The organism is Microbacterium sp. 1262 (genome assembly GCF_040544895.1).
Taxonomy (GTDB): domain Bacteria; phylum Actinomycetota; class Actinomycetes; order Actinomycetales; family Microbacteriaceae; genus Microbacterium; species Microbacterium plantarum.
The window spans coordinates 2406594-2427433 of record NZ_JBEPKU010000001.1; the positions used below are offsets into that span (position 1 = coordinate 2406594).

Sequence of the window (20840 nt, forward strand, 5' to 3'; positions counted from 1 at the left end):
GACTACCAGCGCGTCGTGCCGGTTCGTCCCCAGCCGATGATCTCGGCGGAGATGTCGCGTCCGTCGGCCCCGATCCAGCAGTCCAGCTGGATCGAGCCGTTGGCCGGGACGTTGTACGACGACGGGTAGGTGTTGAACTTCCGGTTGCCGTCGTAGCAGTCGATGCGGTAGTTGCCCGCCGGGAAGTCCTGCGTGTTCAGCTTCAGGTGGAAGCAGCCGTTCACGCAGCCGCCGACGGGGGATCCCTTCTCGACCGAAGCGCGCGGCTGCGGCGGGGGCGGGGGGTTCGGCGTCGTCACGCTCGCGGAGGCTTCACGCGCCTCGCTGCCGGCGGCGCTCACACGCACCCGGATGGACTGCGTGCTGCTGTAGCCGACGTCGCCCTGCGAGCGCGATCCGCTCGCGTCGACGCGCTGCCAGCCGCCGCCGTTCACGCTGATCTCCGTGGTGATGTCGCGACCGTTGCGGGCGGGCGACGACCACGACAGCGTGACGCGGTTGCCGTCGCGGCTGGCGTTGGCCGACGGGTTACCGATCTGGCCGTACGGCGCGACCTGGTTGGATGCCGCCGAGGGCTCGCCCTCGTACCGCGATCCGTCGGCCGTGGCGACGGCACGAACGCGCACCGTGTAGGTGCCGTTGTTGTTGACCTGACCGTTGCCGATCGTGCCCGATCCGCCGTTGCCGCCGCCGATCCAGTCGTTGCGCCAGCCGCCGTTGTTGACGGAGTACTGGTAGCTGACCTCGCCCGGGTTCGCGCCGTTGAGCGGCCCGGCCGTCCACGAGACGGTGACGCGGTTGTCGCCTTCGCTCGCGCTGATGCCGGTCGGGGCGCCGGGAGGCGTGAAGGCGCGTCGAGGCGCGGATGCCGCACTCCACTCGCCCCAGCCCGCCTTGTTCTGGGCGCGGACGACGAACGTGTAGTCGGTCGTCGAGGTGTCGACGGTCACGGCCTGGCTCGTCTGACCGGCGGGCACGCTGATGGTGTCGACGGTCGCCCCGCCGCGGCGGACCTGAAGCTGGTATCCCGCGATCGCGTCGCCGTTGTTCGCCGGCTGGTTCCAGCTCACCTGCATCTGCGAGCGATTGCCGACCGGGTTGAGGCGCTGCGTCGACGGTGCTCCAGGAGCGTCCGGCTTGCCGGCGGGCACCATCGCCTGCGACCAGACGCTCCAGCTCGACGGCTCGGGCGCACGGTTGTGGGCTCGGACGCGCACCTGGTACTGGACGCCGTTCTGCAGCCCGTCCCACGTGATGCGGGTACCGGTCACGCCGGTCTTCTCGGCGACCCCGGACGGCGGTGCGGGCGAGATCTGCAGGCTGTAGCTCTCGACGGGCGAGCCCTCGGTGCGCGGAACCGTCCACGACACGTCGAGGCTGCGGTCGCCGAAGGCCAGGCTCGGCGGGTTCGGCGTGTCGGGCCGCTGATCGGGACGCGCGGTCTCGGACGGCAGCGACGGGTCGGACTCGCCGACGCGGTTGGTCGCGGTGACCACGAAGTTGTACTCGACGTTGTTCGTCAGTCCGTCCAGCGTGCACGTCGTCGAACGGCACTCGCGCGTGTACGAACCGGCCGTGGAGCGCACGGTGTACCCGGTGATGGACGCGCCGTTGTCCACCGGCGGCGACCACGACATCACCACGGTGCGGCTCTCGACGCTCGTCACTGTCGGCTTGCCGGGAGCATCCGGACGCCCCTGGACGGTGATGCGGATCTGGCCCTCGACCTCACGGTCGGGGTCGCCCGTCGCGTCCTGGATCCGGTACCGCACGACGAGGGTTCCCACGAAGTCGTCGCGGCTGGTGACCTCTACGCGATCACCGGCGACGGTCGCCGAGGCTCCCGAGGTCTCGGTGAACGCTCCGACGACCTTCAGCGGCGTCTCGGGGAACGGGTTCACGTCGTTGTCGAGCACGGCGACCGAGATGGTCTCACCCTGGTCGGCCTGCTCGATGACATCGGCGTTCGCGGTGGCGAGCGGGCGCGTCGAGGCGGTCACGGTGACCGTGATCGTCGCCGTCACCGGGTCCGATTCGCCGTCGGTGACGCTCACCTGCACGGGCAGCGAGGTCCCCTTGGCGACGTCCGTGCTCGCCTCCACCGAGAGCACCGAGCCGTCGATGCGCGCGGTCAATCCGTCGGGCGAGCCGCCGACGATCGCGAACCGCAGCTTCTCGGCATCGCCGGGATCGGGGTCGGTCGCGAGCGCGGCGAGATCGAGGGTCCGCGCATCCTCGCCCTGCGCGACCTCCATCTGCGCGCCGATCATGCTCGGCGGGCGGTTGTCGGGCGGCGTGACGGTGATCGGGATCATCAGGGTCGCCTTGCGGCCCTCGGGGTCGTCGGGCCCCGAACCGTCGGTGACTTCGAAGGTCAGGGCGTCCTGACCGAAGTAGTCGGCAGCGGAGGTGTACTCGAGCGTCCGCTCGTCCTTGACGAGGGATGCACCGTTGGAGTGGGCCGCCGTGACCTTCTCGGCCTCGGTGATGACGACATCCCGTCCGCCCGAGGCGCGCACGTACTCCGACAGCGGCAGCTCGACGGTCTCACCGCTCTGGACGACGAGAGGCTCGGTCGAGATGAGGCTCGGCGGCAGCTCGGCGAGCGAGGGCACGTGGATGAAGGCGGCCGCGGTGAGCTCGTCCTCGTCGGTGATGAAGTAGGTGATGAGCTGGCGCTCGTCGGTCAGCGGCACCGACACCGTGCCGTTGGGGCGCACGGTGGCGTTCTCGCCGCCGGCGCCGAGGGTCACGCGCAGCGCACTGCGTGTGCCGTCGGGGTCGTCGTCGTTGTCGAGCACCGCGACCTCGGCCACGCCGTTCTCGTCGACGTCCTCGGCGCGCACGCGATCGTCGCGGGCGATCGGGCGCTGCAGCGGCACGTCGGGGTCGACGGTGATCTGCACGGGGGCCGTCGCGGTGAGGCCGCGGGCGTCCTCGATAGTGTACTGGATGCTCGTGTTCATCGGCACGTCGGGCGCAGTGATGACGATCTGCTCGCCCGACACCTCGGCCGCGAGACCGTCGACGTCCGGCACCTCGAGCGCGTCGGCAGCGAAGCCGAACTGGTCGCCGTCGGGGTCGGAGTCGTTCTCGAGCACCGAGACCGCCACCTGGCGTCCCGGCCGCATGATGACGGCATCCTTCACGGCGTACGGCGCCTGATTGGTCGTCTCGGGCGGCGCGACGCCGACCTGGATACGCGCCGTTCCCTCCTTGCCGAGGCGGTCGCGCACCCGGTAGGTGAACGAGTCGGAGCCGACGCTCGTGTCGAAGGCCTCGTAGACGAAGGTGTTCGACCCGGTCTCGACGATGCGACCCTTGCTCGGCGAGCTCGCGATGCCGATCAGCTCGACGGAGTCGCCGTCCTCGTCGATGCCGTCGAGGGGCACCGGGATCGTGACCTTCGAGCCGCTGAGGGTTCGCGCGGTGAGGTCGCGCGGACGGGGCGCGGCGTTCGCGTCATCCTGACGCGGCAGGATCTGGATCGTCACATAGGCGCCGGCGCGCTGACCCGAGCTGTCGACCGCCTCGTACGTGGCGTTGACGGTCTTGGGCTCGTCACCGGCACGGAACCGGAGCTTGTCCTCCGAGACGAACACCTGGCCGTCAGTCTCGTCGACGAGCGGCGGAACGAGCTCGGGAGACACATGCAGGGTGTCGCCGTTGGGGTGGGTGTCGTTCGCGAGCACGTCGATCGTGACGACATCGCCGACGCGCACGACCGCCGTGTCGTTGTTCGCGACCGGTGGCCGCAGCCGGTCGGGCGCCGGGATCGGGATGACGACGATCTCGCCCGTGGCGGATTGGTCGCCGTTGGAGATCGTGTACGACACCCGCGTCTGCTCGCTGAGCGAGCCCTGGTCGGTGATCCGGACGGTCTCATGGCCGAGCACGGCCGCCGTCACCCCGCCATCGGGGTCGGCCGTCACCGACTGGACGACGAGGATGCCGCCGGCCGGATCGGTGTCATTGCCCAGGACGTTGACGAGCACGTCGCCGCCCGTCGGCAAGAGCGCGACGTCTCGCACCGCGACGGGCGGAAGATTGGTGTCCGCCGCCGGCAGAACGTCGACGCGCACGAGTCCGGGAACGCTGTTGGGTCCCGCCGACACCAGGTAATCGACGTAGTAGGTGTTGACGGCGTCCGAGCTGAAGGTGAAGGTCTGCTCGGCGAAGTCGGGTTGGATCGTCGCGCCCTCGACCTCGTCGACGCGCGTCAGGCGCAGCGGCTCGCGTCCCGCGCTCGTGTCGTTCGTCAGCGGCGACACCGTGACCGATTGACCGACACGGGTCACGACGTGGTCGGCGTTGGTGACGGGAACAGTCGTCCCGGGAGGGCGAACGTCGATCCGGAGCACGCCGGCGCCGTCATCCGTGCCGTCCGAGACGATGATGGGCACGTCCTTTCGGCCCTGCACCGCACCGATCGCGCGATACGTGATCTGGCCGTCGGACGTGAAGTCGGCCTCGTCACCGCCGTCGGGCTGGACCGACTTGAGGAAGATGTCGTCGCCGTCCGGGTCGATCCATTCGCTCAGCACGTTGTACGAGGTGGTGCCGCCGGCCTCGACGGTGACCGGCGTGACGCGCTGCTGGACGGGCGGGGAGTTCTCGTTGTCGCCGCGCACCGAGAGCCGCACCGTCGCGGATGCCTCGCCGCCGCGGCCGTCGTCGGCGGTGTAGGTGAACGACGTCGAGCCTGACGCATCGTCGGGCACGGCGATCTGGAGGGCGCCACCGTTCTGGATCTGCGAGATCTCACCGAACGCGGGATCGCTCGTGGCCTCGGCGACCAGCACGTCGCCGTCGGCATCGGTGTCGTTGAAGAGGACGGGCAGCACGGTCGTGCGACCGGGGCGCACACCGAACGAGTCGTCTACGGCGATCGGCGGCGTGTTCTCCTCGGTCCGCTCGGGCAGGGCGGTCTCGACCGTCTCCTCGGTCGTCTCCTGCTCCTCGTCGCCGGTGCCTTCCGGCGGGGTGATGTCGGTCCAGTTGTCGACGCGCTGCATGTTCTCGCTCGCGAGCCAGGCCGCACCGCCGAACACGTCGTTGAGCACGACGACATCCCGATTCACGCGGAACTCCAGTTTCGCGGCGGGATCGATGCCCTCGATCTCCTGCACCAGATCGTCGGCGTCGTTCGCACAGTCGCGGACGAAGACTCCCGATCCCGACCACGCGCCGTAGGCACAGCCGCCGACGTAGACGGGGTCGGCGGGGGTGCCCTCGGCACCGGCCTCGATCGTCGTCGTCTGTCCCCCGGGCTGCACGCGCAACAGGGCGCTGCGCGTGCTCACGGTGAGGGTATCGGCGGAGTTGGACGGACGCTGCAGCAGCGCATCGGCGGGAAGATCGGTCTGCGAGCCGTCGCCGCCATAGAGCACATTGGTCTCGCGGTCGAGCACGAACGGCGTCTGCCCGAGTGAGGTGATGGCCAGCTCGTGATCCTCGGCGATGCCCTCGAGGCTCCGCTCGGCGGTCTGCGCGACGGTGCCGTCGCCGATCGGCGCGTAGGCGTACAGCGACGCGCCGGCCGCGGACGCGGCATAAATCGTGCCGTCTGTGCCGACCGTCGCCGTCGCGTTCTCCCCGAGCTCGGCGATCGGCTCGTTGCCTTCGAAGCTGAAGCCGTTCACACCGGCGAACTGGACGGTGCGCAGGTCTCCCGCGGCGTCGAGCACCGAGACGGTGTCGGATCCGAGGGCGATCTGCGCGCCCGGCTGCACCTCAGCGGTTCCCGAAAGCACGACCTTCGCGGGATCGACGGCCGACATCGCCGATCCGTCCGCGTCGACCACGACGACGCGGGGACCGGATTGGAGCACGTCGTACTCGGCGGATGTCGTGCGCAGGCTGCCGTCGAGCACGCGGGACTCGTTGTTGTAGTGCCCCACGAGCAAGCTGGACTGCTTCGTCACCCACACGCCGCCGTCGTGGAGATCGACCTCGGTCGTGGGCTCACCCTCGTAGGCGACCGCGAGGGTTCCGATGGTCAGTGCCGCGACGGTGACGATACCGGCGGAGATGAACGTTCGCGGGCGTGCCCGCAGCCACGAGGTCGACGTCATTGGGCTCGGCTCCCCCCGGGGCGACGGTGATCGGCCCGGCTTCCGGGCTCGCACTGGTTGAACTGCGGAACCACCCTATGTCAGGAGAAGTGCCGGATTTGTCGGTTGACATGGGGAGTTCTCCCCATGTCGACCATCGCGATGGTGTGCATCATCTCTCCGATCCGGCGCGGGTGCCGATGTAGCGGCCGAGATGCTCCGCTGTGAGGGTGCCGCCAGCCGCGACGAGGTCGGCCGGTGTCCCCTCGAACACGACCCGCCCGCCGTCGCGCCCGGCACCCGGTCCGATGTCGATGATGTGATCGGCGTGCGCCATGACGGCCTGATGATGCTCGATGACGATGACCGAGTTGCCGGCGTCGACGAGCCGGTCGAGCAGCGCGAGCAGATTGTCGACATCCGCGAGATGCAGACCCGTCGTCGGCTCGTCGAGGATGTAGACCGAGCCGGACGTGGCCATCGAGATCGCGAGCTTCAACCGCTGCCGTTCTCCGCCCGAGAGGGTGCTCAGCGCCTGTCCCAACGTGATGTACCCGAGGCCGACGTCGATCAGGCGCGACAGGACTCCTCCCGCCACCCGCGGCGGAAGCGCCTCGGCGGCCTCCGTCGCACTCAGGGCGAGCACCTCGGCGATGGTGCGCCCGTCGAGGGTGTACTGGAGGACGTCGGGACTGAACCCCGACCCCTCGCATACGTCGCACTCCGTCTCGACGGATGCGGTGATGCCGAGCTTCGTGACGATGACGCCCAGCCCCTTGCAGGCCGGGCACGCGCCCTGCGAGTTGGCGCTGAAGAGAGCGGGCTTGACCCCGTTCGCCTTGGCGAACGCCGAGCGGATCGGATCGAGCAGGCCCGTGTAGGTCGCCGGACTGCTGCGCCGGTTGCCCCGGATCGGCGACTGATCGACGACGACCACCCCGTCCCGCCCTGCGAGGCTGCCGTGGATGAGCGACGATTTGCCCGAGCCGGCCACACCGGTGACGACGGTGAGAGTCCCGAGCGGGATGTCGACGTCCACCGACTTGAGATTGTTGGCGGTCGCACCCCGGATCTCGAGGATGCCGGACGCCGTGCGCACCGCCGGTTTCAGCTGTGCCCGGTGGTCGAGGTGCCGACCGGTCAGCGTGCCGGATACCCGCAGCTCGGCGACCGATCCCGTGAACTGGATCCTCCCGCCGTTCCGTCCTGCGCCGGGCCCGAGATCGATGACGTGATCGGCGACCTCGATGACCTCGGGTTTGTGCTCGACCACGAGCACCGTATTGCCCTTGTCGCGGAGCCCGCGGAGCAGATCGTTCATCCGCTGGATGTCGTGCGGGTGAAGACCGGCTGTCGGCTCGTCGAAGACGTACGTGACGTCGGTCAGGCTCGACCCGAGATGCCGGATCATCTTCGTTCGCTGGGCCTCGCCGCCCGACAGTGTTCCCGAGGAGCGGTCGAGCGAGAGATAGCCGAGGCCGATGTCGATGAACGACTGCACGGTGGCACGCAGTCCCGCGAGCAACGGCTCGACGGAGGGGTCGTCTATCGAGCGGAGCCAATCGGCGAGGTCGGTGATCTGCATCGACGCGGCATCGGCGATGTTCACTCCGGCGATCCTCGCCGAACGTGCCCCGTCGTTGAGCCGCGTCCCCCCGCATGCCGGGCAGGGCATGAACTTCACCGCCCGCTCGACGAACGCCCGGACGTGGGGCTGCAGCGACTCGCGGTCCTTCTGCAGCATCGACTTCGTGACCCGCGGGACGAGTCCCTCATAGGTCATGTTGATGCTCTGGATCTTGACCTTGGTGGGCTCTTTGTAGAGGAAGTCCTCGAGCTCGGTATCCGAGTAGTCGGCGATCGGCTTGTCGGGATCGAGCAGTCCCGACTCGCTGTACCCGCGCACCATCCAGCCGTCGGCGCTGTAGCCCGGAACCCGGATGGCGCCGTCATTGAGAGACTTCGACCGGTCGACCAGCTCATCGATGTCGATGTCGCTGACCTCGCCGAGCCCTTCGCAGTCGGGGCACATGCCGCCCGTCACCTGGAACGACCGGCGTTCCGCACGGCCTTCCTCGCCTCCGACGGCGATCATGATCTCGCCGGCACCCGACACCGACGGCACGTTGAACGAGAACGCCTGCGGCGACCCGACGAACGGCTGGCCGATACGGCTGAACAGCACGCGCAGCATGGCATGCACGTCGGTCGCCGTGCCGACCGTCGAGCGGGCGTTCGCGCCCATCCGCTCCTGGTCGACGATGATCGCCGGACTGATGTTCTCGAGCGCGTCGACATCGGGGCGCCCGATCTGCGCCATGAACTGCTGGACGAAGGTCGGGTAGGTCTCGTTGATGAGACGCCGCGACTCGGCGGCGATCGTGCCGAAAACGAGCGAGGACTTGCCGGAACCGCTCACGCCCGTGAAGACGGTCAGCCGTCGTTTCGGGATGTCGACGTCGACACCGTTCAGATTGTTCTCACGCGCACCGCGGACGCGGATGACCTCGTGCGAATCGGCGGCGTTCTCAGCGGATGCGGCGGCCATCGGACATCCTCTCGGTACGAACCTCCCCATTGTGGGGCTTCGTGTCGTCGAGGGCGAGAGCTCGGTGGCATCCGACGACGTGGTCGTCGACCATGCCGGACGACTGCATGAGCGCGTACATCGTCGTCGGCCCGACGAACCGGAACCCGCGGCGCCGCAGGGCCTTGCTCATCGCCTCGGATTCCGCCGTCACCGGGGGCACGTCGGCGAGCGTTGCGGGGCGCGGCCGGCCGGCCTCGGGCGCGAACGACCACATGAGCTCGTCGAACTCGCCGTCGGAGAAGCCGAGCAGCAGCCTCGCGTTCGAGATGGTGGCCTCGATCTTCGCCCGATTGCGGATGATGCCGGCATCCGCCATGAGGGCCGCGATCTCGTCCGCGCCGAATGCGGCCACGCGCACCGGCTCGAATCCCGCGAAGACTTCGCGGAAGCGCGGGCGTTTGCGCAGGATCGTGATCCAGCTGAGCCCCGCCTGGAACCCCTCGAGGCTCAGCTTCTCGAACAGCGCGCGGTCGCCGTGGAGCGGGCGCCCCCATTCTTCGTCGTGGTAGCGCCGGTACTCGACGTCATCGCCCACCCAGCCGCATCGGTCCAGGCCGTCGGGTCCGGTGATGAGGTCGAGCGCCATTCCGCCAGGCTAGCGAGCGCCGCCGACATGCCGCGGTTCGCCACCGCCGCAGCCGGTCTCAGGAGCCCCGTTTGCCCGACTTCGCGAGCGTCTTCTCCGAGACGGGCGCGGTGCCCGACGCGGCGAGGTCGGCGAAGTACTCGCGGGCCTCGCGCTGCCGCTCCGCCTCCGCGCCCGACGCGATGGGCGCGCGGACGTGCTCGGGCGCGAAGCCGAAGGCGTCGACGAGATCCTGCGCGTGCGGGCGCAGCCGCGCGCACAGCCGGTCGATGTAGCTCGTGACGGCCGCCGCGCGCTGGGTCGAGAGACGACCGTTGATGAGGTACCACGCGAGGTGCCGCTCGATGAGGGTCAGGCCGAAGAGGTCGCGCAGCCACACGAGCACCTGGCGGGTGCCCTCGTCTTCGATGCGCTCGACACCCTGTGCGAACGCCTCCCACTGGAGGAGCTCACCGTGAGCGCGGGCGGCCTCGATCAGCTCCGACTGGTGCTGGTTGAAGACGGCAGCGGCATCCTGCTGCGACATCTTCGATGCGGGCCGCAGCGCGGCGGCGATGTCGGCGATCATCTGCTCGACGCGGCCGGTCAGCAGCTCGTGCTGCTGCTCGGCCCGCAGCCCGAGCTGCACCGATCGTGCCGTCTGCCCGAAGTCGGCGACCGACTGACCGAGCCGGCGGAGCCCGGCACCGTGGAACACGCGCTCGGCGGTTGAGACGGCGGCGAACTTGGCGAGGGCCTTCGCGTCGGCTCCCTTGAACTGCTTCGCGTAGTCGCTGAGAAGACGCTTGCCCACCAGCTGCAGGAGCACGTTGTTATCGCCCTCGAAGGTGGCGAAGACATCGAGGTCGTGGTGCAGGTCGACCATGCGGTTCTCGGCGAGGAAGCCCTGGCCGCCGCACGCTTCACGGCACTCCTGGATCGTGTCGAGCGCATGCCACGTCGACAGCGGCTTGAGGGCGGCGGCGAGCGTCTCGAGGTTCTCCCGCCCCTCGGGGGTGTCGGTGCGCCCCGAGAACACGCCGTCGAAGGACTGCAGCAGCTCGTCGTGCGAGAAGAACTGCGCGTAGGTCTGCGCGATGCGCGGCAGCAGACGGCGCTGATGCCGACCGTAGTCGAGCAGGGTGACCTCGTCGGTGCCGGCACCGGAGTCGAACTGACGACGCTGGTTGGCGTACGTCACGGCGATGTACTCCGCGAGCGCCGAGGCGGTCGTGGCGGAGCCGTCGAGCGACACACGCCCCTGCACGAGGGCGCCGAGCATCGTGAAGAACCGGCGGCCGGGGCTCGCGATGTCGGAGCTGTAGGTGCCGTCCGCAGCGACGTCGCCGTACCGGTTGAGCAGGTTCGTGCGCGGGATACGGACGTGATCGAAGTGGAGACGGCCGTTGTCGATGCCGTTGAGCCCGCCCTTGACGCCGTCGTCCTCGCCGCCGACACCGGCCAGGAAGCTGCCCTCGTCGTCGCGGAGCGGCACGAAGAAGCAGTGGACGCCGTAGTTCACGCCGCCCGTGATCAGCTGAGCGAAGAGGGTGGCAGCCTTGCCGTGCACCGCCGCGTTGCCCAGGTAGTCCTTCCACGCACCGCGGAACGGCGTGTGGATGACGAACTCCTCGGTCTCGGGGTCGTACGTGGCGGTCGTGCCGATGGCCGCGACATCCGATCCGTGCCCGGTCTCGGTCATCGCGAACGCGCCCGGCAGGCGCATCTCCATCGCGTCGCGCAGCCAGGCGTCGTGGTGGGGCTTCGTGCCGAGCTGGTGGATGGCCGAGCCGAAGAGGCCCCACTGCACGCCGGATTTGATCTGCAGGCTGGGGTCGGCCAGCACGAGCTCCTGGAAGCCGGCGAGGTTCGCACCGTTGTCGCCGTCGCCGCCGTACTCCTTGGGGTAGCCGCGTCCGGAGGCGCCGCGTTCGACGAGCAGGTGGAGCTGCGTGAGCACGCGTTCGCGGTGCTCGGCCATCGGCTCGCCCGGGATCTGCCAGAACACGGGATCTTTGATCATCTCGCGTGCCTCGCGCCGCGTCGCCGCCCAGGTTCCGAGCAGCATGTCGGTGACCGCGTCGATGTCGATGCGCGCCTCGTGCGCCTCCTCCGCGGTATGGGGCGCGGTCGGGGCTCCCCCGGCGGGGGTGCGGTCTGCGGTTGCGGGCTTGTGGGGACGAACAGCGGCGTCGGTCATCGCGTGCCTTTCGACGTCGGAAGGATCGGAGTCAGTATTCACGGTAGGACTTCCACAACGCCTCGCCAAGCGAGTTGGTCGGTCAGCACAACCGGATGCCGGTACGTCGGCGACCCGCATTGTGCGACGGCGACATCCACGCTCGCCTCTGCGATCAGCGCGCGCCCTGCATCCGCGCCATCGCGGACTGGATCGCCACCGCCGCCGCGCCCCGGGCCCACGCTCGGAAGCCCGTCTCGTCGACGTGGATCGTGATCTCGGCGGCATCCGCGGACCGCCCCGCGCGGATCGCGTCGCGGATCTCGGTCTCGGCGAGCGCGAACAAGCCGATACCTTCGCCCGCGAGGACGACGTCCGCCTGCAGCGAGAGGTTCGCCGCGAGCGCGATCATCCGGCCGAGAGCGATACCGGCGCCGGCGACCACGGCGCGCGCCGCGGGCTCTCCCGCACTGGCGAGCCGCAGCGTCTCGTCGTAGTCGACGGGCCGGCCGAGTGCCGCCGAGACCTGCGCTGCGATCGACCCCGACGAGAGCATCGCCTGCGAGCAGCCGCGGTGCCCCTCGGAGCACAACGGGCCATAGGGATCGAGCGGCAGATGCCCGCCGGTGCCGACGATGGCGTCGAGCGTGCGCACGACCCGACCGCCGACGACGAGGCCATAGCCGACGCCGGCGCCGATCGTGATCGTGATGAACCCCGGCAGACCGCGACCGGCGCCGAACCACCGCTCGGCCTCGGTGAGGGCGACGAGGTCGTTCTCGACCGTCACGGGCGCGCCGATCGCCTGTTCCAAACGCGCGCCGAGGTCGACCTCGCCCCACCCGAGGAACGGCGCGTGGCGCACGACGCCGTCGTGGACGTTGCCGCCGAGCCCGAGACCCACGCCGACGAGCCCGTCAGCGCCGAGCGCCGTAACGGCCGCGGCGACCTCGCCGACGACGGCATCCGGGTCGCGATCGGGGATGGGTCGCTCGTGTTCGGCGAGAAGGTCGGCACGGATGTCGGTACGCACGGCGTACAGGCCGTCTCCGGTGAGCTTCATGCCGATGAAGCAGCCCGAGTTCGGGGCGATGTCGAGCGGGCGCGACGGTCGGCCGATCGAGCCGTCGGCGATGTCGTCGAGCTCGACGAGCAGGCCGCTGTCCAGCAGCGGTTTGGCGAGCCGGGTCAGGCTCGCCGGCGACAGACCGAGTCGCGTCGTGAGCTCGCGTCGCGACAGCGGACCGTGAATGAGGACGGCGCGGGCCAGGGCGGCTTCGTTGTCGCTCATCGTCACCCCTTATCGAGTTGGTTCCAGTGTGACACAAAAGTGGGTGCTGGCTGGCGCAAATGGCGTCGAATCATCGCGCTGGGTGATCCTTTATTTTCATGGTAGAACTAACCCCATGCCCGATTCCGACAACGATGTCCTCCACGATCCGACCGACACGACGGCACCGGTCGGCGCGGTCGCCCACCTGCGCCGCGACGGCACGAGCGTCGTCGTCGACCTCGCGGCACAGCCGCATCCTGCGATCGTGCACTGGGGCGAAGACCTCGGCGACGCCTCGGAACGCACGCTGCAGTCGCTCGCGATCGCGGCGCGGCAGCAACGCGTCTCGGGCGGCCTCGACACGACGGCCCGACTGACCCTCGCGCCGACCGAGGCATCCGGCTGGCTCGAGACCCCCGCCGTGGAAGGACACCGCGACGGCCGCGGCGCGAGCGCCCTGTTCACTCTGCGCGACGCCGTCGTAAACACAGACGCAATGCGCGTCGACCTGGCCGACGACGAGGCCGGGTTGGCCCTGCGGGTCGATCTCTCGGTCGGCGCCGGCGGGCTGCTGCGCGGCCGCCTCACCCTGCGCAACACCGGCTCGACCCCGTACACGGTGCTGACGCTGCAGGCGATGCTGCCGTTGCCGTGGGATGCCGCCGAGATCCTCGACACGACGGGGCGACACCTGCGCGAGCGCTCCGCCCAGCGCCACGATCTCACCTTCGGATCGCACGTGCGCGAGAGCCGGCGCGGCCGTCCCGGCGCCGACGCCACGCTGCTCCTGGCCGCCGGACGCCCCGGCTTCGGCTTCGAGCACGGGCGCGTGCACGGCGCACACGTCGCGTGGAGCGGCAACCAGCGACTGCTTGCCGAGCGCACCCCGACGGGCGATGTCTTCCTCGCCGGCGGCGAGCTCTACGGACCCGGCGAGATCATCCTGGCCCCGGGCGAGGAGATCGCCTCGCCCGAGCTCCTCGGGTCGTGGGGCGACGGCCTCGACGAGCTCGCGGCGCGGTTCCACGCCGGCGTGCGTGCCCGCCCGCAGCACCCGCACCGTCCGCGCCCCGTGACCCTGAACACGTGGGAGGCGGTCTACTTCGACCACTCGCTCGAGAAGCTCCTCGCGCTCGCCGACCGGGCCGCCGAGCTCGGCGTCGAGCGGTACGTGCTCGACGACGGCTGGTTCCGGCTGCGCCGCGACGACACGGCCGGACTCGGCGACTGGTACGTCGACGACACCGTGTGGCCGCAGGGACTGCACCCCCTCGCCGACCACGTCGTCGCCCGCGGCATGGAGTTCGGCCTGTGGTTCGAGCCCGAGATGGTCAACCCTGACAGCGACCTCGCGCGGCAGCATCCGGAATGGCTGTTCCGCGGGCGCGCCGGACTGCCACCCTCGGCCCGCCAGCAGCAGGTGCTCAACCTCGCGCATCCGGGCGCCTACGACTACATCTCCGAGCGCATCCACGCGATCCTCGCCGAGTACCCCATCGCCTACATCAAGTGGGACCACAACCGAGACCTCGTCGACGCGGCATCCGGTCCGGGAGGCGCACGCCAGGTGCACGCGCATACCCTCGCCGTGTACCGGCTGATCGACGAGCTCAAGGCGACCCACCCGGGGCTCGAGATCGAGAGCTGCGCGTCGGGTGGCGCCCGCACCGACCTGGGCATCCTCGACCGCACCGACCGGATCTGGACCAGCGACTGCCTCGACCCCGTCGAGCGCCTCGAGATCCAGCGCTACACCGCCCTCGTGGTGCCGCCCGAGATGATGGGCATGCACCTGACCACGCCCCATGTGCACTCGACGGGGCGCACCGTGTCGCTCGCCCTGAGCGGCGCCGTCGCCCTGTTCGGACACTTCGGGATCGAGTGGGACGTCACGACGATCTCGGATGCCGACGCGGTCGCGGTCGCGGAGTGGGTGGCTCTCGCCAAACGCGTACGCCCGCTCGTCGCGACCGGGCGGCTCGTCAACGTCGACGTCACCGACCCGGGGCTCGACGTGCGCGGCGTCGTCGGCGCCGACCGGGACGCGGCGTTCTTCACGATCGCCCAGACGCAGACGCTCATCTCCTCGCCCGCCGGCCGCGTCCGGTTGCCGGGACTCGACGACGCGACGGAGTACCGCGTGCGACTCATCACTCCGTGCGGCCTCGTGCAGACCCCGGCGCAGTCGCCGCTGGACTGGGCGCACCACGACACGGTGCTCACCGGACGCCAGCTCGCCGTGACGGGGGTGCGTCCCCCCGTGCAGAACCCGCAGCAGGCCGTCGTCGTCGAGATCACCCCGGCCTGACCGACCCATCCCCCCAGCGCAAGGAGGCGCGCCCCATGAGAAGACGAACCATCCGCACCGCCGCCGCCGTCGTCGGGCTCACCGCCCTGATGATCGGAGCCGGCGGATGCGCGGCGAACCCCGGCGACGGGGTGACGACTATCGACTTCTTCCAGTTCAAGGGAGAAGCCCTCGAGGACTTCACCGAGATCATCGCGCAGTTCGAGGCCGAGAACCCCGACATCCGGGTGGTCCAGAACCAGGTCGCCGATGCCGAGACGCTGATCCGGACGCTGCTCGTGAAGAACCGCACGCCCGACGTCATCACACTCAACGGCAACGGGAACTTCGGCAAGCTCGCCGAGGCCGGGGTCTTCTACGACTTCTCGGACGAACCTGTGCTCGACACGATCAACCCCGGGGTGCAGCAGATCCTCGAGCAGCTCGGCAACGCCCCCGGCGAGGTCAACAGCCTCGGCTACGTCAACAACGCCAACGGGATCATCTACAACCGCGCCATCTTCGCCGAGCAGGGCCTCGAGGTGCCCGAGACGTGGGACGAACTGATCGCGCTGTGCGACACGCTCGTCGAGCGCGGCATCCCGCCGTTCGCCACCTCGCTCGCCGAGAACTGGACCGCCATGCCGTCGTGGAACGGCATCGGCGCGTACGCCGCGCAGGACGGCTTCTTCGACGCGATGCGCTCGGAGGGCGAGAACGTCGGCCCGGACGCTCCGGTGTCGTTCGAGCAGGACTTCCCCGAGATCATGGAGCGTCAGGCGCAGCTGTTCGCGTATTCGCAGGAGGGCTACCGCGGGGCCTCGTACGACGACAGCACGGCGCTGTTCGCGCGGGGCGGTGCCGCGATGATGCTGCAGGGCATCTGGGCCCTCAGCCCGGTCAAGGCCGTCAATCCCGACATCGACGCGGCAATCTTCCCCTACCCGGTGCCCGAAAGCCCCGACGACCGCATGCTCGTATCGGGTGTGGACGTGACGGTGACGATGGCTCGCGACACCCCGCGCAAAGAAGAGGCGCTGCGCTTCATCGAGTTCCTCTTCCGCCCGGATGTGATCGAGCGGTTCGCAGCAGCCCAGACCATGGTGCCGTCCGTCGTCGGCGCCGAACTGGGCGACGACCCGGCCCTCGAGTCGATCGCGCCCTACTTCGACAGCGGCCGGATCACCGGCTTCATCGACCACCAGGTGCCGACGGCCATTCCGCTGACGGGCATCGTGCAGCAGTTCCTCTACGACGGCGACGTCGACGGGGCCCTGCGCACCCTCGACAACGAGTGGCGCAAGGTCGCCGCCCGCACCATCACCCCGGTCGAGGAGGACTGAGATGGCCACCACCGTCGCCCCCGCCCCGCGCTCGCGATCGAAGCTCGCTCCCCGCGCCTACTACTGGTTCGTGTGGCCCGCCGTCATCGCGTTCGCCGCGTTCCACACCCTGCCGGTCATTATCGGCGTGTTCTTCAGCTTTACGAACTATGCCGGCTACGGCACGTGGGACTTCGTCGGCATCGCGAATTACGTCAACATCTTCCGAGACGACCGCGTCCTGCAGGCCTACACCTTCTCGTTCCTGTTCGCGATCGTGGCCACGGTGCTCACCAACGCCATCTCGCTCGCGATCGCGCTCGGCCTCAACGCCAAGATCCGAGCCCGGAACTTCTGGCGCGGCGTGTACTTCGTGCCGTACATCCTCGCGGTGCTGGTCGTGGGCTACGTGTTCCAGTTCGTGTTCTCGAACTCGCTGCCGAAGATCCTCGCGGGCATCCCGCTGTTCCGCGACAACATCCTCACCAACCCCGACTGGGCGTGGACGGCGATCGTCGTGCTGGCTGTCTGGCAGGCCTGCGCCTTCTCGATCATCATCTACCTGGCGGGGCTGCAGACCATCCCCGCCGACATCTACGAGGCGGCATCCATCGACGGCGCCACCCCGGCCCGCCAGTTCCGCTCGATCACCTTCCCCCTGATCAGCGCCTTCTTCACCATCAACGTCGTGCTCAGCCTGAAGGGCTTTCTGCAGGTGTTCGACCCGATCATCGCCCTCACCAACGGCGGCCCGGGAACCTCGACCGAGTCGGTGACGATGCTGATCTTCCGCGGCGGCTTCACGGGCGGCGAGTTCGCCTACCAGACCGCCAACGCCGTGATCTTCTTCATCGTCATCACGATCGTTTCGCTGCTCCAATTCCGGGTCCTTCAGCGCAGAGAGGCCGACTTCTGATGTCCAGCTCCACCTCCACCCCGGTCGAGGCCGGCCCCGCCACCACCGCCGTCGTCGTCCCCCGCCGTCGTCGCGGCGGTGGCGACCCCGGAGACACCCGCCCCACGAACTGGTGGGCGACCGCGCTCATCGCGGTGTGCTCGCTCACGGTCATCATCCCGCTGTACCTCGCCGTCGCCGTCGCCCTCAAGACGCCGGCGCAGCTCGCCGACGGCACCGGGTTCGAGCTGCCGTGGCCGATCAACTGGGACAACTTCGCCGTCGCGTGGGAGCGCACCGACTTCCCGCAGGCGCTGCTGAACACCGCCATCATCACCGTGGGCTCGGTCGTGTTCACACTGTTCACGAGCTCGCTGGTCGCCTACGCGCTCGCCCGAAACCTGCACCGCCCGTTCTTCAAGGGCGTGTTCTACTACCTGCTGGCCGCGCTGTTCGTGCCGTTCCCGATCATCATGCTGCCCCTGGTGAAGCAGACGTCGCTGCTCGGGCTCGACAACCCCGGCGGCATGATCGTCCTCTACACGATCTACGGCCTGAGTCTGAACATCTTCATCTACACCGCGTTCATCCGCTCGATCCCCATCGAGCTCGAAGAGGCGGCGCGGATGGACGGCGCCTCGACGTGGCGCGTGTTCCGGCAAATCGTCTTTCCGCTGCTCATGCCGATGAACGCCACCGTCGGCATCCTGACGTGCGTCTGGGCCTGGAACGACTTCATCATGCCGCTGGTCGTGCTGACATCGCCCTCAGACCGCACGCTGTCGCTCGCGCAGTACGTGTTCCAGGGGCAGTACAACACCGACTACACCGTGGCCTTCGCCTCGTACCTCATGGCGATGGCGCCGCTGCTGATCATCTACATCTTCTCGCAGCGCTGGGTGATCTCCGGGGTGATGCGCGGCTCGATCAAGTAGCCGCGGCGGGAGCCGGCGAAGCGCGGTGCTCGTCGTCAGTGGGATGCCACGACGGCGAGCACCGCGTCGCCGTAGGCCTCGCGCTTCTTGGCTCCGATGCCGGTGATGCCCTCGAGGTCGGCCGAGGTGCGCGGCCGGCGATCGGCGAGCGCGCGCAGCGTCGCGTCACCGAAGACGATGTAGGCCGGAACGCCCTGCTCGCGCGCCTGTTCGGCACGCCAGGCACGCAGCGCCTCGAACAGGTCGCGATCGCTCTCGGCGACCTGCTCGACCGCGGCCGACTTGCGCACGCGAGAGCCGCCGCTGTTCTGGCCCCGCCCGAGCACGTCGCGGCGCAGGGGGACGTTAGCCTCGCCCTTGAGCACCGGCGCTCCGGCCTCGCCGACCGCGAGCACGCCGTACTCGCCGCGAGCGACGAGGATGCCGCGGGCGAGCAGCTGCCGGATGACACTGCGCCAGTCCTGGTCTGACAGATCGGAGCCGAGGCCGTACGTCGCGAGTTCGTCATGACGCTGCTGCCGGATGCGCTCGGTCGACGCTCCGCGCAGGATGTCGACGAGGTGGCCGGCGCCGAACGACTGGTTGCGCTCGCGCTGCAGCCGCACGATCGTCGAGAGCAGCTTCTGGGCGGGGATCAGGCCGTCCCACGTGTCGGGCGGCGTGAGGCAGGTGTCGCAGTTGCCGCAGGGCTCGGAGTCCTGGCCGAAGTAGCCGAGCAGGTTCTGCCGACGGCACGCGACCGTCTCGCAGAGGGCGAGCATCGCGTCGAGGTGCTGCCCCATGCGCATCTTGAACGTGCGGTCGCCGGGGCTCTGATCGATGAGGCGCCGCTGCTGCACGACATCCCCCAGGCCGTAGGCCATCCAGGCGATCGACGCTTCGCCGTCGCGTCCGGCGCGCCCGGTCTCCTGGTAGTACCCCTCGACAGACTTCGGCAGATCGATGTGGGCCACGAACCGGACGTCGGGCTTGTCGATGCCCATGCCGAACGCGATCGTGGCGACCATGACGACACCGTCTTCGCGGAGGAACCGCGACTGGTGCTTGGCGCGCATCTCGGCCGGAAGACCCGCGTGGTACGGCAGGGCGTCGAGACCCTGTGCGGCGAGGTAGTCGGCGGTCTGCTCGACCGACTTGCGGCTGAGCGCGTACACGATGCCGGCGGATCCCTCGGGCATCGAGCGGATGAAGGTGACGAGCTGCCGCCGCGGATCGACCTTCGGCTCGATGCGGTACTGGATGTTGGGTCGGTCGAAGCTCGCGACGAAGTGCCGCGCCTGCGGCAGGCGCAGCCGCTCGGTGAGCTCCTGGTGCGTCGCGCGGGTCGCAGTGGCGGTGAGCGCCATCCGCGGCACCCCGGGGAACCGCTCGTCGAGGTCGCCGAGGGCGAGGTAATCGGGACGGAAATCGTGGCCCCACTGCGAGACGCAGTGCGCCTCGTCGATCGCGATGACGCTCAGGGCGCCCCGCTGGAGCAGCTGCGTCGTCTGCGGCACGCTCAGACGCTCGGGGGCGACGTAGAGCAGGTCGAGCTGACCCGCGAGGTACGCCTGCTCGACACCGGCGCGCTCACCCGGAGACTGTGTGGAGTTGAGGTAGGCCGCCCGCACGCCGTTGGCGATCAGCGCATCGACCTGGTCGTGCATGAGCGCGATGAGCGGGCTGACGACGAGTCCCGTTCCCGGGCGCACGAGCGCGGGCACCTGGTAGGTGATCGACTTGCCGCCGCCGGTGGGCATGAGCACGACGGCATCCCCGCCGCCGATGACGTGCGAGACGATGTCGCCCTGGTCGCCGCGGAAGTCGTCGTAGCCGAAGACCTCCTTGAGCACGGCGCGCGGGTCGGCGCCGGTGAAATCGCGACGCTCGAGCGAGAGGACGGCGGCGGGGGCCGCGTTCGGCACGGCACGCGGCGGCGCGGCACGCGGCGGCGCGGCGCCGGCGGATGCGCGGTCGCGGGTGGCGCGAGCGACGGCAGCGCCGTATCCGTCGAACTCGGGCGGCGGCGGCGCGTCGAAATCCTCGGGCGGTGCGAACTCGTCGGGGTTCCAGTCGAGGTCGGCGTAGGGATCGGCATCCCAGGACTGCTGCTCTCGACTCACTCGATTCACGATAGCCGCGGCATCCGACAGCCCGCTCCGTGCGTTCACAGGCGGGGTCACCTCCCGCCTCGTCAGCACCACCGTTCGGCGAGCGTCATGACGACGTTGAGGTTGCGGTTGGTCGCGATGCCGAGGAGCTTCGCCGCGCCCAGGGGATCGACCGTCCCGTCCTGATACCCGGGTTGCAGGAGCGCGTGGACCGCGCGGCCGCGGACCAGCATGCGGCCCGCGGCGGTCGCGAGCGCTTCGACCCGGGCGGCCGTGTCGGCGTCGAGCTCGTCCTTGAGCAGGTAGACGTAATGGCGGGCCAGGCCGGGGTTCGCCTCGCTCAGGGCGAGTGCCTCGGCGGCGAGCGCGGCGAACTCGTCGGCGCGGAACGTGATCGCCGGAACCTCGAACCCTCGATCGGCCGCGTATGCCCGCTCGAGCGTCTGCTCGATCTTCGCGCGGGAGCGCATGCGAGTGTCGAAGCGGATGTTGCCGGTGTTGATGTGCGTCGCGACGTCCTCGAAGCCGACGGCCTCGGTCACGCGGCGGATGTCGTCCTTCGGGAAGACGCGCGTCGCGCCGAGGTTGATCGCCCGCAGGAACCCGAGATGTGTGGCCACCGGCTCATCCTGCCCCAGGCCCGCGACATCC

11 protein-coding genes are annotated in these 20840 nt (G+C 69.5%); 4 read left to right on the plus strand and 7 right to left on the minus strand.

Annotated features, from left to right (window positions below; genetic code table 11):
* Positions 1-2: 2 nt before the first annotated feature.
* The 5 genes from ABIC53_RS11460 to ABIC53_RS11480 all read right to left on the minus strand — a co-directional run bounded on the left by ABIC53_RS11460 (position 3) and on the right by ABIC53_RS11480 (position 12678).
* Complete coding sequence (locus ABIC53_RS11460; protein ID WP_354451539.1) at positions 3-6074, minus strand: Ig-like domain-containing protein; 6072 nt, start codon at positions 6072-6074, stop codon at positions 3-5.
* A gap of 151 nt (positions 6075-6225) precedes the next feature.
* The gene (locus ABIC53_RS11465) at positions 6226-8601 is read right to left on the minus strand and encodes an ATP-binding cassette domain-containing protein (RefSeq protein WP_354451541.1); all 2376 of its coding nucleotides are present in this window, start codon (positions 8599-8601) and stop codon (positions 6226-6228) included.
* On the minus strand, positions 8582-9229 hold the full coding sequence (locus ABIC53_RS11470) for a DNA-3-methyladenine glycosylase I (RefSeq protein WP_274178161.1): 648 nt from the start codon (positions 9227-9229) through the stop codon (positions 8582-8584). The genes ABIC53_RS11465 and ABIC53_RS11470 overlap by 20 nt, the downstream gene beginning before the upstream one ends.
* Before the next feature lie 58 nt (positions 9230-9287).
* Complete coding sequence (locus ABIC53_RS11475; protein ID WP_354451543.1) at positions 9288-11408, minus strand: acyl-CoA dehydrogenase family protein; 2121 nt, start codon at positions 11406-11408, stop codon at positions 9288-9290.
* Positions 11409-11562: 154 nt separating this feature from the next.
* Entirely contained in the window at positions 11563-12678 is a 1116-nt protein-coding gene (locus tag ABIC53_RS11480; RefSeq protein WP_274178159.1) for an ROK family transcriptional regulator, read from the minus strand.
* A 115-nt stretch (positions 12679-12793) separates the two neighbouring features.
* Here ABIC53_RS11480 and ABIC53_RS11485 point away from each other — a divergent pair, with 115 nt between their 5' ends.
* From ABIC53_RS11485 to ABIC53_RS11500, 4 genes are read left to right on the plus strand one after another with little or no spacing between them, the layout of a single operon-like run.
* Positions 12794-14968 carry an alpha-galactosidase gene (locus tag ABIC53_RS11485; RefSeq protein WP_274178158.1) on the plus strand — a complete coding sequence of 725 codons (2175 nt, stop codon included), beginning with the start codon at positions 12794-12796 and terminating at the stop codon, positions 14966-14968.
* A gap of 35 nt (positions 14969-15003) precedes the next feature.
* Entirely contained in the window at positions 15004-16290 is a 1287-nt protein-coding gene (locus ABIC53_RS11490) for an ABC transporter substrate-binding protein (RefSeq protein WP_114588971.1), read from the plus strand.
* Position 16291: 1 nt separating this feature from the next.
* Positions 16292-17185 (plus strand): carbohydrate ABC transporter permease, encoded by an 894-nt coding sequence (locus tag ABIC53_RS11495; RefSeq protein ID WP_274178156.1) that lies wholly within the window; start codon positions 16292-16294, stop codon positions 17183-17185.
* Positions 17185-18099 (plus strand): carbohydrate ABC transporter permease, encoded by a 915-nt coding sequence (locus ABIC53_RS11500; protein WP_114588969.1) that lies wholly within the window; start codon positions 17185-17187, stop codon positions 18097-18099. The genes ABIC53_RS11495 and ABIC53_RS11500 overlap by 1 nt, the downstream gene beginning before the upstream one ends.
* 35 nt (positions 18100-18134) lie before the next feature.
* Here ABIC53_RS11500 and recQ read toward each other — a convergent pair whose 3' ends face one another.
* Positions 18135-20201, minus strand: a complete 2067-nt coding sequence (gene recQ / locus ABIC53_RS11505; RefSeq protein WP_269266943.1) for a DNA helicase RecQ — start codon at positions 20199-20201, stop codon at positions 18135-18137.
* 71 nt (positions 20202-20272) lie between these two features.
* Entirely contained in the window at positions 20273-20809 is a 537-nt protein-coding gene (locus ABIC53_RS11510; RefSeq protein WP_274178153.1) for a DUF1697 domain-containing protein, read from the minus strand.
* Positions 20810-20840: the final 31 nt, after the last annotated feature.

Coding starts and splice junctions, on each gene's coding strand:
- ABIC53_RS11460 (WP_354451539.1), bottom strand. CDS start 6,074: ATGACGTCGACCTCGTGGCTGCGGGCACGCCCGCGAACGTTCATCTCC.
- ABIC53_RS11465 (WP_354451541.1), bottom strand. CDS start 8,601: ATGGCCGCCGCATCCGCTGAGAACGCCGCCGATTCGCACGAGGTCATC.
- ABIC53_RS11470 (WP_274178161.1), bottom strand. CDS start 9,229: ATGGCGCTCGACCTCATCACCGGACCCGACGGCCTGGACCGATGCGGC.
- ABIC53_RS11475 (WP_354451543.1), bottom strand. CDS start 11,408: ATGACCGACGCCGCTGTTCGTCCCCACAAGCCCGCAACCGCAGACCGC.
- ABIC53_RS11480 (WP_274178159.1), bottom strand. CDS start 12,678: ATGAGCGACAACGAAGCCGCCCTGGCCCGCGCCGTCCTCATTCACGGT.
- ABIC53_RS11485 (WP_274178158.1), top strand. CDS start 12,794: ATGCCCGATTCCGACAACGATGTCCTCCACGATCCGACCGACACGACG.
- ABIC53_RS11490 (WP_114588971.1), top strand. CDS start 15,004: ATGAGAAGACGAACCATCCGCACCGCCGCCGCCGTCGTCGGGCTCACC.
- ABIC53_RS11495 (WP_274178156.1), top strand. CDS start 16,292: ATGGCCACCACCGTCGCCCCCGCCCCGCGCTCGCGATCGAAGCTCGCT.
- ABIC53_RS11500 (WP_114588969.1), top strand. CDS start 17,185: ATGTCCAGCTCCACCTCCACCCCGGTCGAGGCCGGCCCCGCCACCACC.